10 protein-coding genes are annotated in these 12,203 nt (G+C 71.9%); 5 read left to right on the top strand and 5 right to left on the bottom strand.

The annotated features are described in order from the left end of the window. Positions 1-82: 82 nt before the first annotated feature. The 3 genes from ACFYP3_RS07385 to ACFYP3_RS07375 form a co-directional block, all read right to left on the bottom strand. Positions 83-454, bottom strand: a complete 372-nt coding sequence (locus tag ACFYP3_RS07385) for a hypothetical protein (protein ID WP_388828185.1) — start codon at positions 452-454, stop codon at positions 83-85. Between the two features lie 142 nt (positions 455-596). Further along, complete coding sequence (locus tag ACFYP3_RS07380; protein WP_388828181.1) at positions 597-2,453, bottom strand: serine/threonine-protein kinase; 1,857 nt, start codon at positions 2,451-2,453, stop codon at positions 597-599. 222 nt (positions 2,454-2,675) lie between these two features. Further along, the gene (locus ACFYP3_RS07375) at positions 2,676-3,053 is read right to left on the bottom strand and encodes an FKBP-type peptidyl-prolyl cis-trans isomerase (protein WP_388828178.1); all 378 of its coding nucleotides are present in this window, start codon (positions 3,051-3,053) and stop codon (positions 2,676-2,678) included. A gap of 208 nt (positions 3,054-3,261) precedes the next feature. On the opposite strand from ACFYP3_RS07375, the gene ACFYP3_RS07370 reads away from it, so the two are divergent. From ACFYP3_RS07370 to ACFYP3_RS07360, 3 genes are all read left to right on the top strand, one after another. Then, complete coding sequence (locus ACFYP3_RS07370; RefSeq protein ID WP_388828175.1) at positions 3,262-4,671, top strand: DUF5685 family protein; 1,410 nt, start codon at positions 3,262-3,264, stop codon at positions 4,669-4,671. A 201-nt stretch (positions 4,672-4,872) separates the two neighbouring features. Then, positions 4,873-6,369: a DHA2 family efflux MFS transporter permease subunit gene (locus ACFYP3_RS07365; protein ID WP_388828172.1), complete on the top strand. Its 1,497-nt coding sequence runs from the start codon at positions 4,873-4,875 to the stop codon at positions 6,367-6,369. Positions 6,370-6,466: 97 nt separating this feature from the next. Next, entirely contained in the window at positions 6,467-7,150 is a 684-nt protein-coding gene (locus ACFYP3_RS07360) for a hypothetical protein (protein WP_388828169.1), read from the top strand. Positions 7,151-7,164: 14 nt separating this feature from the next. On the opposite strand, the gene ACFYP3_RS07355 is transcribed toward ACFYP3_RS07360, so the two are convergent. Then, on the bottom strand, positions 7,165-7,527 hold the full coding sequence (locus tag ACFYP3_RS07355; RefSeq protein ID WP_388828166.1) for a hypothetical protein: 363 nt from the start codon (positions 7,525-7,527) through the stop codon (positions 7,165-7,167). 166 nt (positions 7,528-7,693) lie between these two features. Next, a complete protein-coding gene (locus tag ACFYP3_RS07350) occupies positions 7,694-9,451 on the bottom strand; it encodes a PucR family transcriptional regulator (RefSeq protein ID WP_388828163.1) in 1,758 nt (585 codons plus the stop codon). 248 nt (positions 9,452-9,699) lie between these two features. Between ACFYP3_RS07350 and ACFYP3_RS07345 the strand changes: the two genes are divergently transcribed. Next, positions 9,700-10,212 (top strand): general stress protein, encoded by a 513-nt coding sequence (locus ACFYP3_RS07345; protein ID WP_388828160.1) that lies wholly within the window; start codon positions 9,700-9,702, stop codon positions 10,210-10,212. A 67-nt stretch (positions 10,213-10,279) separates the two neighbouring features. Then, complete coding sequence (gene dnaK / locus ACFYP3_RS07340) at positions 10,280-12,196, top strand: molecular chaperone DnaK (RefSeq protein WP_388828157.1); 1,917 nt, start codon at positions 10,280-10,282, stop codon at positions 12,194-12,196. Positions 12,197-12,203 lie beyond the last annotated feature (7 nt).

Raw genomic sequence — 12,203 nt, 5'->3', positions numbered from 1 at the left:
CGCCGGCCCTCCTCCCGCGAGGGCAGGACGCCCGGACCGCTCGGGCGGGCCGGGCGGTGACGCCCCGGCCCGGCGCCGATTCCTAGGCGGACCTGCGGCGCAGCGCCCGGCGGACCCCGTACAGGACGACGAGCAGCACGATGACCACGAGCACGACGATCAAGAGCTTCTTGAACAGGCCGCCCTTCTTCTTGCTCTTCTTCTTGCCCTTCTTGGTACCGGTGGTGGCCCGCACCTGGGACGACGCCGGTGCCTGGAGACCCGTTGCCACCCCGGCGCCGGCCCGGAGACCGCCCTGCGCCGCCGCCGCGGCCGCAGGAGCCTGACGGGCGGCCGGAGCGGCCGCCGAGGCGGCTGCCGCCGGACCCAGAAGCAGCCCGGCGACCACGAAGAGCGGGACGATCGCGGCCGCGACCCTCGCGCGGGGCTTCTTCGGATTGCTGTTCGTTGTCACTGTCTCCCCTGTTCTCCCCTGCCCGAGCCGGGTCCGGTGGGATCCGGAAGGCCGGGGCTCGAAAGCATCGTCGACGAGTTCGACCGCCCCTGCAAGGACATGGGCTGCGCGAGGTCGTCGAGGGCGCGGGCGGCGGGACGGCTCAGTTCTTCGCCGCGGCCTCGGCATTGCGCCAGACCGTCAGGTCGAGGGTGATGTAGGCGGTCTCGTTCTTTCCGCCCGACCTGCCGCGGAAGGTCGCCAGCGCGATGTGGCCGGCCTTGCTCAGCACGCAGACCTGCGACCCGTCCGTCAGCTGGTCGAGGCCGACCTTCTCGGTGAAGCGGGTCACGGCGCGGCAGGTCTCCAGGGAGCCCTTCTCGGAGTTGTTCAGCAGGACGAGCTTGCCGTTCGTGGTGCCGAACTTCTCGTCCCCGAACAGGGTGTCCCGGTAGAAGAAGAGGTCGGCGTGCCCGTAGAGCACCCCCGCGCCGGTCGGCTCCTCGGCCGGGCGGGGCGGATTGTCGGCGAACATCACCTGGTGGTTCTGGGGCACGTCGATGCCCTGGTACGAGACCGGCTGCGGGTCGGGCGCCTTCTGCGGCGCGCTGGAGCCGCCCGAGGGCTTGTCGCCCCCGCCCTTCCCGGAGCCGTCCGGCAGCAGGGATCCGATGACCGCGAGCCCGATGACCGCCGCCGCGACCGCCCCGACGACGATCAGCGCCGTGCGCTTGGGGCGCTGCGCGGACGGAACGGGCACGAAGCCCTGGGTGTGGAACGGCTGCGGCGCGCTGTGGCCCGGGGCGTACGAGGGCTGCGTGTAAGGGGGTTGGTTGTACGGCGGTCGGCTGTACTGCGGCTGGGGGTACGGAGGCTGCGCGTACGGGGGCGGCGTCGGGTAACCGGGCGGCACGGCTCCCGGAGCCCCCGGCGCCGCCGGAGCGGTCTGCGTCGGCGCGGCGGCCACACCGGTCGGCGTGTGCCCGGACGCGGCGGCGGGCGCCGCAGGCGTCCCCGCCGCCGGTGGCTGCGGCGAGACCTCGGTCGGAGTCGGAGTCGGGCTCGGAGCCGCCGCGGCCGTCGGCGGCTGCGGCGGCGGGGTGGGCGCCGGCGCGGGCAACTGCAGCCGCTCGGTGATGGAACCGGCGACAGCCTGCGGCAGCCAGTCCTCGCCCTGGCGCAGCGGGGCCTGCGAGGCCGCGTTGCACAGCTCGATGACCTCGGTCAGCGTCGGGCGGTCGGCCGGATCACGGCTGAGGCAGCGGGTCACCACCGGCCGCAACTCCTCGGGCAGGGCGCTGAGGTCGGGGTCCTCGTGCACGATCCGGTAGAGCACCGCGTGCGAGGGCCCGTCGCCGAAGACGGAGGCCCCGATCGCGGTGAAGGCCGCGATCTGCCCGAGGGCGAAGACGTCGGTGGCCGGGGTGACCGTGCCGGCCGAGGCCTGTTCGGGCGCCATGAACGCCGGGGTGCCGATGCTGACGCCGGTGTTGGTCAGAGCGGTGGAGTCGGCGGCCCGGGCGATGCCGAAGTCGATGACGCGCGGGCCGTCGGAGGCGAGCAGGACGTTGGCGGGCTTCAGGTCGCGGTGGACGATGCCCGCGCCGTGGATGACGTGCAGCGCCTCGGCGACCCCGACGGTCAACAGCAGCACGCTGCGCACCGGCAGCGCGCCGTGCCGGCCGACGGCGTGGGCGAGCGAGGGGCCGGGCACGTACGCGGTGGCCAGCCAGGGCTGCGGGCCCTCGGTGTCCGAGTCGATGACGGGTGCGGTGTAGAGCCCCTGGACCCGCTCCGCGGCCCGCACCTCCTGTTGGAAGCGCCGGCGGAACTCGGGGTCCTCGCTGAACTCGGGCCGGATCACCTTGATGGCGATGGGCCGGCCGCCCGGCGTGTAGGAGAGGTAGACCTTGCCCATGCCGCCCGAGCCGAGCACGGCCGCCAGGCGGTAACCGCCCACGACGGCCGGGTCGTCCGCCCTGAGCGGCTGGAAGAAGTCGGCGGAAGGTGCGCTGCCCATGGGATCCGTCTCTGATTGCGGCGATTCAGCACCTGCCGGCGCCCCGAAGTCAACGGAGAGCGTACCCAATGCCCGGACCACCCCCGCCCCGGACCACCAGGTCGGCTGCGGCAGTTGGTGGATCGGTCCGCCACGCCGCGGACACCGGCCCCGGCGGACGGCCGGGCCGGCCGGGCCGTCGGGGAACGGAACCCGCGTGCCGGTGCGGCCCGGTCACCTTCCTCAGACCACGGAGAGCAGGTCCACCACGAAGACGAGCGTGGAACCCGCCGGGATCAACGGCGAGGGGGACTGGTTGCCGTAGCCGAGGCGCGGGGGGATGACGATCTCGCGCCGGCCGCCGACCTTCATCCCCCTGAGCCCCCGGTCCCAGCCCTTGATGACCCTGCCACCGCCCACGGCGAACTTGAAGGGCTGACCCCGGTCCCAGGAGGCGTCGAACTCCACTCCGGTCTCGAAGGTGACCCCGACGTAGTGCACCCGGACCACCCGGCCCGGCTTCGCCTCGGGACCGTCCCCGACGACGAGGTCCCGGACGGTCAGCTCCTGGGGCGCTTCACCCGCCGGACGTTCGACCACGGGCTTCGTCGGTTCACTCATCGCAGTCTCATCGCTCTCTGCCGGAATCAACGCTGGTCGACTGAAGTACATCAAACCCACGGAGCGAAAAGGACCATCTAAGATGTCGGCCGCGCGTGGCCGTCACATGCGGTTGACGTCGCGCCGGGTCGTGCTCACGGGCGCTCTGGCGTCCGCGAGCCGTGCGACCGGCCGCGTCCGGCGGGCTGTTCCTACGGGGGAGAATTCGGTGTTCGGAATCATCAGGCCATGCCGTCATCGCCTGGGCGAGGGCTTGCGTACCGAGTGGATGGCGCACCTGTGCGGGCTGTGCCTGGCCTTGCGCGGCGAGTACGGGCAGTTCGCGAGGGTGGCCACCAACTACGACGGCCTGATCGTCTCGGTGCTGACCGAAGCGCAGTCGGAGCGTACCGGGGACTGGCGGCGGGGCGCCGGTCCGTGCCCGCTGCGCGGGATGCGGTCGGCGGACGTGGCGCAGGGCGAGGGCGCGCGGCTGGCGGCCACGGTGTCGCTGGTGCTGGCCGCGGCGAAGATGCGTGACCATGTGGCCGACGGCGACGGCCTGGTGGGGCGCCGCCCGGTGGCGCTGGCGGCACGCCGGATCGCCGACAACTGGGACCGTGCGGGCCTCGCGGGCGGCGAACGACTCGGCTTCGACACCGCGCTGCTGCTCGGGGCGGTCGAGCGCCAGCCCGACATCGAGCGGTCGACCGGTCCCGGTGGCTCGCTGCTGACGGTCACGGAGCCCGCGGAGACGGCGACCGCAGCCGCGTTCGCGCACACGGCGGTGCTCACGAACCGGCCGGGCAACGCCGAACCGCTGGCGGAAGCCGGCCGGCTGTTCGGTCGGCTGGCGCACCTGCTGGACGCGGTGGAGGACCTGGACGCGGACGAGGCGTCCGGCGCGTGGAACCCGATCGCCGTGACCGGCGCGGATCGCGCCGAGGTGCGTCGGCTCTGCGACGACGCCGTCCGTGGGATCCGACTCGCCCTGTCGGACGCGGAGTTCGTCGACGGGCGGCTGGTGCGGGCGCTGCTGGAAGGCGAGCTGGAGCGTGCCGTGGAGCGGGTCTTCGACCCTCGGCATCGTCACCATCAGCGCCCCCGGCAGGTGCGCGGCCCGCGCATGCTGCCCTGGCTGGGACGCCGTACCGAGGCGGGATCACCCTCGGGGACCGGCGCGGGCACGGACGCGGCCTGCGGCGTGGGGGAGCTTGCGGGCGCGGCCCCGGTGGGTGGGATGACGGCGTCGGGCAGGCCGTCGGAGGGGCAGTGTCGGCGGTGTGGGGCGTGGGGCCGGTTGTGCGGCGCCTGCGGGTCGTGCTCCAGATGCTGTCGCTGCGACGACGACGGCGGCCAGGATGACGGTGAGTCATGGCAGTTCGGCGACGGCAACCGCAACGGCGGTTCGGAGCGGGACGGTTCCCGGGGCGACGGCTGGTTCGGCGGCCAGGGGGGCGGCGGCTCGGGCGGCAACTCGGGCGGCTCCGGCGGTTGGGGCGGCGGACACGGATCCGGTGGCTCCGGCGGTAGCGGCGGTTCCGGCGGTGGCTCGGGTGACGGATGCGGCTCGGGTGACGGTTGCGGTGGCGGTGGCTGCTGCAATCCGTGCAAGTGCTGCTGCGACTGCTGCGACTGAACGACGGCTGAGCCTGGTTCCCGCCGGCGGGGGACCAGGCGCCGAACTCCTCCGTGCGGGGCCCTTCCGGGCCGGTGAAAATCGTTTGAGCTCGGGCTGCGGCACCGAAAGGATCGGGGAAGACCGATGAGTTCTTCCCGGCGCCGCAGTCTGTCAGGGTGACCGCCACGCGCGGAGGACACTCACACGACGGAAGGCGCCATGCCCGCACCACACGAAGCCCCCACCACCTCGCCCGCCCGTGTCACCGCCGTGCTGCGGATTCTCGTCCTGTCCACGTTCGTCGTCCTCCTCAATGAGACGATCATGGTCAACGCGATCCCGCGGCTCATGCGCGAATTCGAGGTCACCGCCGCCGCCGCAGGGTGGCTGTCCACGGCCTTCATGCTCACCATGGCCGTCGTCATCCCGGTGACCGGGTGGTTCCTCCAGCGCGTGTCGACCCGAACCGCCTACGGTCTGGCCATGGCGCTGTTCCTCGCCGGCACGGCTCTGGCCGCGGCCGCGCCCGCCTTCCCCGTACTGCTCGCCGCCCGCGTCGTCCAGGCCGGCGGCACCGCCGTCATGATGCCGCTGCTCATGACGACGCTGATGACCCTCGTGCCCCCGCACGACCGCGGCCGTGTCATGGGCAACATCACCCTCGTCATCTCCGTCGCACCCGCCCTCGGCCCCGCCGTCTCCGGTGTGCTGCTCCAACTGGGGTCATGGCGCCTGCTGTTCTTGGCCGTGCTTCCCATTGCCGGAGCCATGGCCGTGTTCGGTCGGCGGAACCTCGTCGACATCGGCGAGCCGCAGGCCACCCCCATCGACTGGATGTCCGTTCCCCTGGCGGCAGCGGGCTTCGGCGCCCTCGTCTACGGCCTGAGCGGGCTCGGCGCCGAGAACGCCGCCCAGGCCCTCGTGCCCCCGGAGGCCACCACCCTGGCCGGGGCGGTGCTCGTGGGTCTGTTCGTGTGGCGGCAGCTGGCCCTGCAGCGCTCGTCCGCGCCGCTGCTGGACCTGCGCGCGCTGACGTTCCGTCACTTCTCTGTGGCGCTGGCCCTGATGTGCCTGTCCTTCATGGCCCTCATGGGCGCGTTCATCCTGCTGCCGCTCTACCTCCAGGAGGTGTGCGGCCTGACCTCACTGCAGACCGGGCTGCTCCTCATCCCCGGCGGCCTGACCATGGGCCTGCTCGGACCCCAGGTCGGCAAGCTCTACGACCGACTCGGCGCACCACGCCTGGTCGTACCGGGAGCCGTACTGACCGCGCTCTGCCTCGCGATGTTCGCCCTCACGGGCGAACAGACCCCGCCGTGGCTGGTGCTCGTCCTTCACGTGGCCCTGAGTGCGGGCATGGCGTTCGTCTTCACCCCCGTGTTCACTTCGGGCCTGTCCGTACTGCCGCCGCACCTCTACCCGCACGGCTCCGCCATCCTGGGTTCGCTCCAGCAGGTCGCGGCCGCCGCCGGCACCGCCCTGGTCATCAGTGTCATGTCGGGACACGCCGCCACGGCGGCAGCCGACGGCGCCGACGCCACCGGCGCCCTCGCCACCGGCATCCGGTGGGGATTCGGCGTCGGCGCCGTGCTCGGCGCCCTGGCCGTGCTGGTCGCCCTGCTGATCCGCACCCCGCCCGCTCCGCCGCAGCCCGGTGCGTCGGAGGCCCAGGACGAGGGCGGCGCGACGAGCAAGACCGCCCCCACCCCCACCTGACACCCTCGACGGCGCACGTCGTGTGAGTACGCGTACTCACGGCGAGACGGGTAGCCGCACCCATCCGCCGCGCAGCGCGCCGGCATAGCGTCCTCACATGCCCCACGAGAGCGAGCCGAACGCCGACATGCCCGACTCGAGCAGGTCCAAGGCCTCCTCCTGCCTCTTCGGCGTCCTGGGATGCGGCGGCGCGGCGCTCGTCGGCGTCCTCGTTCTGGTCGCGGCGCTCGCCTGGGGCGCACGGGGGTCGACGGACTTCCCGCGCGTCGCACCCGAGGAGATGGCGGACCGCGCCTTCCAGCGCTCCCAGAAGGCCTATGAGGTCATGGGGTTCGAGCGCACCATAGAACCCGGGGTCGAGGACATCGGCGTCAGCACGCAGAACACGCTCGGCTCCGACCACTGCTACGACGGCGGCCTGCTGGGGCTGGAGGACAAGACCGTCGACGGCGCCTACGCGATGAGTCACAACTGGGCCTTGGACCACGTGCCGGCGAGCCAGGCGGTCCCCGGCCTCCGCCGGCTCCACCAGTACTTCAAGGACAACGGCTGGAAGATCACGTCGTACGGCGAGGGCGGGCAGGGCAGGGACTGGGAGCTGTTCGTCCGGCGGGCCGGCGGCGACGAGCGGATGTCCTTCGTCTGGTACCCGGACCGGGAGTACTTCACCGGCAGCGCCGGCATGCCCTGCGCCTACGATCCGCAGTGGAAGGACGGCGACGTCGGCCTCCCCGGGGACGACCAGGGGCCACCCGCCTTCGGACCCGCCCGGCGCGACTAGCTCAGGGGGGCGGGTCAGCCCTGTGACGCGATGTGCTGCATGACGGTCGTGAACGCGTCCGTGGGGGAGAAGTCCACGTACTCGCAGTCCTCGAGCGCCACGGGCGCGTGCCCGGCCGGCCAGTAGAACGCCTGCCCGGCCTCGTAGACCTCTTCCCCGTCCTTGGTCACCATCTTCAGGCGGCCCTTGAGCATGTACCCCCAGTGCGGGCACGGGCAGAGGTCATCGGGCAGGCCCTTCACCGCCGGCCGGAGGTCGGCGCCCTGGGGCAGGCGTACGAAGGCGACGGACAGGTCCCCTCCGACCTCTTGCGTACGGAGTTCGACTCCTTCGCCCTCGATCACGACCGGTGTGTCCTGCCGGGTGGTCGCAGTCATGACTGCCTCGCTTCGCTCGGGTGCGGCCGGCGTGGCCCTCTTCCAGGGTGTCCCGGCGACCGGGGACGCGCCATGCGGGTCTCGCCCACGCTGCCGGAGGCACGGCCCGGGGGCCGCCGGGCGGTCTCGCGCTGACCGGCCGTGTCGGCCCGCAGGGTGTGCGCGGTCAGCGCCGCCCGCCCAGGATGATCTTCCAGACGCGTGTGGCCACCTGCAGATTGAGCCGGGTGTCCACATCCGCCAGGTCGCGGTCGCTGATCTCACGGATGCGCTGCAGCCGGTAGCGCAGGGTGCTGCGGTGGACTGTGAGCGCGGCGGCCGCGTCGTCGTAGTTGCCTCCGCAGTCGAAGTAGCGCGAGAGCGTCTCCACCAACTCCGTGTCGTGCCGTGCGTCGTAGTCGATCAGCCGGCCGAGCCACTCCCGCACGAAGTCCTCGAGCTCCCGGCGATCGTTTCCGGGCCCCAGGATCCGGTACAGGCCGAGGTCGGCGAAGAACGTCGTCCCGCTGCGCTGGCGGGAGTTCTGCCGCACCTCCAGGGCCCGCAGTGCCTCCTGATAACAGCGGGGAATGCCGTCCGGGGAGTCGCAGCGGGTGCTCACCCCGATCGCTGCGTCGGGCGTCCCCAGCGCATGGGCCAGCGCCGTGTACACGGCATCGTCCTCGGGCCTCGCTTCGGTCAGCAGGACGATCCGGTCGCCGCGACGGGTGATCAGCGGCCGGGCCGCCGAGGTGGCCGTCGCCTGCTCGACGGCACGGGTGAAGCTGTTCGCGGCGTTGCCCGGCCAGTGCGCCACGACCACGTAGTGGGTGTTGCGCAGGTCATGCCCGACGGCTTCGGCCCGGGCGCAGGCGTTCGTCTCGTCCGCGCCTTCCAGCAGGTCGTCTATCAGCTGACGGTGCAGCCGCAGCTCGACCTCGGTGAGCTCGCGCATGTGCATCAGTTCCTGGGCGAGCGACCGCTGGGCGTGATCCAAGGCGAACAGGGTGTACTCGTCGGCCGTCGCCTCGGGGTCCTCGAGGGCGAGCACGCCGAGGAGGTCGCCGCGTGGCCGGGCCAGGGCGACCAGCCGGCCCTTGACCTTGACCGGGCCCGGCTCGCGCCCGACCCGCCGCAACATCTCTTCCTGGTCGGTCGAGGACCGCACCGGGTAGGGGTCGGGCCGGTCGGGACCGGCCCAGGACCTCAGGTTCCCGAACCGGTCCTCGATGAGCGCCGACAGTCCGGTGAGCTCGTACAGCGCCTGGGTGAGGGCGTCCTCACCACCGCCCCGGGCGGCGACACGGGCGAAGGTCTCGTGCACGGCGTTCTGCAGGTTCAGCTCGGAGCGCGTCGTGTCCAGCTGCCGCAGTGCGGTGTCGCGTTCGGTGCGCAGATGGCTCAGTTCGCCGGCGTTCTCGTGCTGCGTGGCGCGCCTGGCCGTCAGTGACAGGGCCGCCGAGGTGAGCCCCATGAGGGTCGAGAGGAGGAACCGCCCCTGTTCGTCGGGCTCGGAGCGGGCGGAGACCAGGATGAAGCCGAGCAGAGCGCCGGCCTCGCGCAGGCCGAACGCCCAGGTCCAGGACCGCTCCGGAAGGGATACGGAGCCGTCGGCCTCCCCGAACTCGTTCATGAGCGCGTCGTCGACCGTCGGCGTTCTCGCTTCCTGGCCGGGGACGCGGGACAAGCCGTGGCCCGTCGCCAGGTACCCGGCTTCGGCGTGGTAGGGACCGAGGGCACTGACGTGCCGCATGGCCAACCGCACGACCTCCCCCTGCTGCGCGCAGGTGAACAGGGTGTGGGACAGCACCAGCAGCCCGTTCGGGTCCAGCGCCGCGAGCGGACGGGGGCCGTGCTGTTCGGGGCCCGCGGTGTCACTCGGGTGGCGGGTCCCCTCCTGGTCGGAGACGAGGGGGGACAGCCTGTGTGACGGACGGGGGGCCATAGATCACTCCGTTCCGCCTCCGGTCAGCAGAGGCGATCGGGCGATGCGTGGGATCCACGCCAGGGCGGGGCTGAGCACCCCACCTAGGCAGAACCATCCTACTTGTCAGATTTTGGCCCTGTTCTCTCAGGGCGACCGACCCTCCTTGTTTCTGACCTGCCGGGCGCAGGCGGAGCGCCCTGCTCTCTTGCCACCCTGGGCATGTCAGGGCTCGCCGGGCACACCGGTGGCCGTGGAAGGAGTGGCTGATGAACGAGCAGGCCCGCAGGACCATCGCCTCCTACACCACTTACCAAGAGGCGGAACGCGCCGTCGATCACCTTTCCGATCAGGGCTTTCCCGTGGAGAGGGTGGCCATCATCGGGCAGGACCTGCGTCTGGTCGAACAGGTGACCGGTCGCATGGGCAAGGGCGGGGCCGCGCTGCGCGGCGCGGCGAGCGGCGCCCTGCCCGGCGCACTGATCGGGTGGATCTTCGGGCTGCTGAACTGGCTGGACCCGATCGTGTCGGGACTGCTCCTCGCCCTGTACGGGCTGGTTTTCGGAGCACTCGTCGGCGCGCTGCTCGGCCTGCTGGCGCACGTGGCCCAGGGGGGCCGCCGGGACTTCGCCTCGGTGAGCTCCATGCAGCCCAGCCGGTACGAGGTCGTCGCCGACGAAGCGGTCGCCGACGAGGCGGTGCGGCTGCTGGCCGGGCTGCCCGGCGGGACCGGCACCGACACCAGCAGCGGGGCTTGGAAGGGCGGTCCCGCCGTCACCTGAGCGAGTGCGGAAGACCGGGCGCGACTCCGAGGCGAACGGGGGCCGCCCTTCGCGGAAGGAGTTCCTCATGGCCAAGGCAGTAGGTATTGACCTGGGCACCACGAACTCGGTGATCGCCGTCTGGGAGGGCGGCGAATCGACGGTCGTACCCAACAGCGAGGGCAACCGCACGACGCCGTCCGTGGTGGCCTTCACCGACACCGGCGAGCGCTTGGTGGGCCAGCTGGCCCGCCGCCAGGCCATCCTCAACCCCAAGGGCACCATCTACTCGGCCAAGCGGTTCATCGGCCGACACTTCGACGAGATCTCCGAAGAGGCCAAGGCCGTCGCGTACGACGTGGTCGAGGGAGAAGGCGGCGCGGCCCGCATCAAGGTGCGCGACAAGCTCTACGCTCCCGAGGAGATCAGCGCGCAGGTGCTGCGCAAGCTCGCCGACGACGCCTCCAAGCAGCTGGGCGAGCGGGTCACGGAGGCGGTCATCACGGTGCCCGCCTACTTCAACGACGCCCAGCGCACCGCCACCAAGGACGCCGGACGGATCGCCGGCCTCGAAGTGCTCCGGATCATCAACGAGCCGACCGCGGCCGCCCTCGCCTACGGCATGGACAAGAAGGAGCACGAGACGGTGCTCGTCTTCGACCTGGGCGGCGGCACCTTCGACGTCAGCATCCTCGACGTCGGCGACGGCGTGGTGGAGGTACGGTCCACGGCGGGCGACAGCCATCTGGGCGGCGACGACTTCGACCGCCGGCTGGTCGACCAGCTCGCGGACGGGTTCCAGAAGGAGAACGGCATCGACCTGCGCCAGGACCCCCAGGCGCTGCAACGCCTCTTCGAGGCTGCCGAGAAGGCCAAGACCGAGCTCAGCTCGGTGACCCAGACGCAGGTCAGCCTGCCGTTCATCACGGCCGACGCCTCCGGGCCCAAGCACCTGACCACGACGATCATGCGGTCCACGTTCGAACAGATCACCGCCGACCTGGTGGAGCGCTGCCTCGGCCCGGTGCGGCAGGCGATGGAGGACGCCAAGGTCAGTGAGAACGACCTCGACGAGGTCATCCTCGTCGGCGGCTCGACCCGCATCCCCGCCGTCCAGACCCTGGTGCGCAGGCTGACCGGCGGCAAGGACCCCAACATGAGCGTCAACCCCGACGAGGTCGTGGCGAAGGGCGCCGCGATCCAGGCCGGGGTCCTCAAGGGCGAGGTAAAGGACGTCCTGCTGCTGGACGTCACCCCACTGTCGCTGGGCGTGGAGACGCGCGGCGGCGTGATGACGAAGATCATCGAGCGGAACACCACCATCCCGGTGCGCCGTACCGAGACCTTCTCCACCGCCGAGGACAACCAGCCCGCCGTCGACGTCGTCGTCCTGCAGGGCGAGCGCGAGCTGGCTGCCGACAACCGGGTCCTGGGCCGCTTCCAACTCACCGACATCCGCCCGGCGCCGCGCGGCGAGGCGCAGATCGAGGTCACCTTCGACGTCGACGCCAACGGCATCCTCAACGTCACCGCGCGGGACAAGGACACCGGAAAGGAACAGAGCATCACCATCAGCGAGAGCTCCAACCTGGACAGCAGCGAAGTCGAACGGATGATCCAGGAGGCCGAGAGCAACCGCGGCCAGGACCAGGCCCTGCGCGAGGCGGTCGACGCGCGCAACGAGCTGGACGCCATCGCCTACCAGGTCGAGAAGCGCCTCGGCGAGCTCGGCGACGCCGCGCCCGCACACGAGAAGGCCCGCGCCGAGATGCTGGTGGCGGACGCCCGCGAGGCCGTCAAGAACGAGGCCGGGTTGGACAAGGTCCGGCCGCTGACGTCCGAACTCCAGCAGGTCTACGCGGGGCTCGCCGCCCACCAGACGGGAGCTGCCGCAGGCGGCCCGGCGGGCACCGGCTCACCGGACGGATCCGGCCCCGGCGGGGCCGCGCCGGGCGGCGCCGAGGGCGACGACGACGTGATCGACGCCGAGTTCGACAAGGGCTGAGGTGCCC

The sequence above is a fragment of the Streptomyces sp. NPDC005533 genome (genome assembly GCF_042871845.1).
GTDB lineage: Bacteria > Actinomycetota > Actinomycetes > Streptomycetales > Streptomycetaceae > Streptomyces.
The sequence above is the reverse complement of the archived record's forward strand: the minus strand, read 5'-3'. Positions and strand labels throughout refer to the sequence as shown.

What these genes read in the sequence shown, in the direction of transcription:
- ACFYP3_RS07380 (WP_388828181.1), bottom strand. Translation starts at nt 2,453, where the DNA reads ATGGGCAGCGCACCTTCCGCCGACTTCTTCCAGCCGCTCAGGGCGGAC.
- ACFYP3_RS07375 (WP_388828178.1), bottom strand. Translation starts at nt 3,053, where the DNA reads ATGAGTGAACCGACGAAGCCCGTGGTCGAACGTCCGGCGGGTGAAGCG.
- ACFYP3_RS07365 (WP_388828172.1), top strand. Translation starts at nt 4,873, where the DNA reads ATGCCCGCACCACACGAAGCCCCCACCACCTCGCCCGCCCGTGTCACC.
- ACFYP3_RS07360 (WP_388828169.1), top strand. Translation starts at nt 6,467, where the DNA reads ATGCCCCACGAGAGCGAGCCGAACGCCGACATGCCCGACTCGAGCAGG.
- ACFYP3_RS07355 (WP_388828166.1), bottom strand. Translation starts at nt 7,527, where the DNA reads ATGACTGCGACCACCCGGCAGGACACACCGGTCGTGATCGAGGGCGAA.
- ACFYP3_RS07350 (WP_388828163.1), bottom strand. Translation starts at nt 9,451, where the DNA reads ATGGCCCCCCGTCCGTCACACAGGCTGTCCCCCCTCGTCTCCGACCAG.
- ACFYP3_RS07345 (WP_388828160.1), top strand. Translation starts at nt 9,700, where the DNA reads ATGAACGAGCAGGCCCGCAGGACCATCGCCTCCTACACCACTTACCAA.
- dnaK (WP_388828157.1), top strand. Translation starts at nt 10,280, where the DNA reads ATGGCCAAGGCAGTAGGTATTGACCTGGGCACCACGAACTCGGTGATC.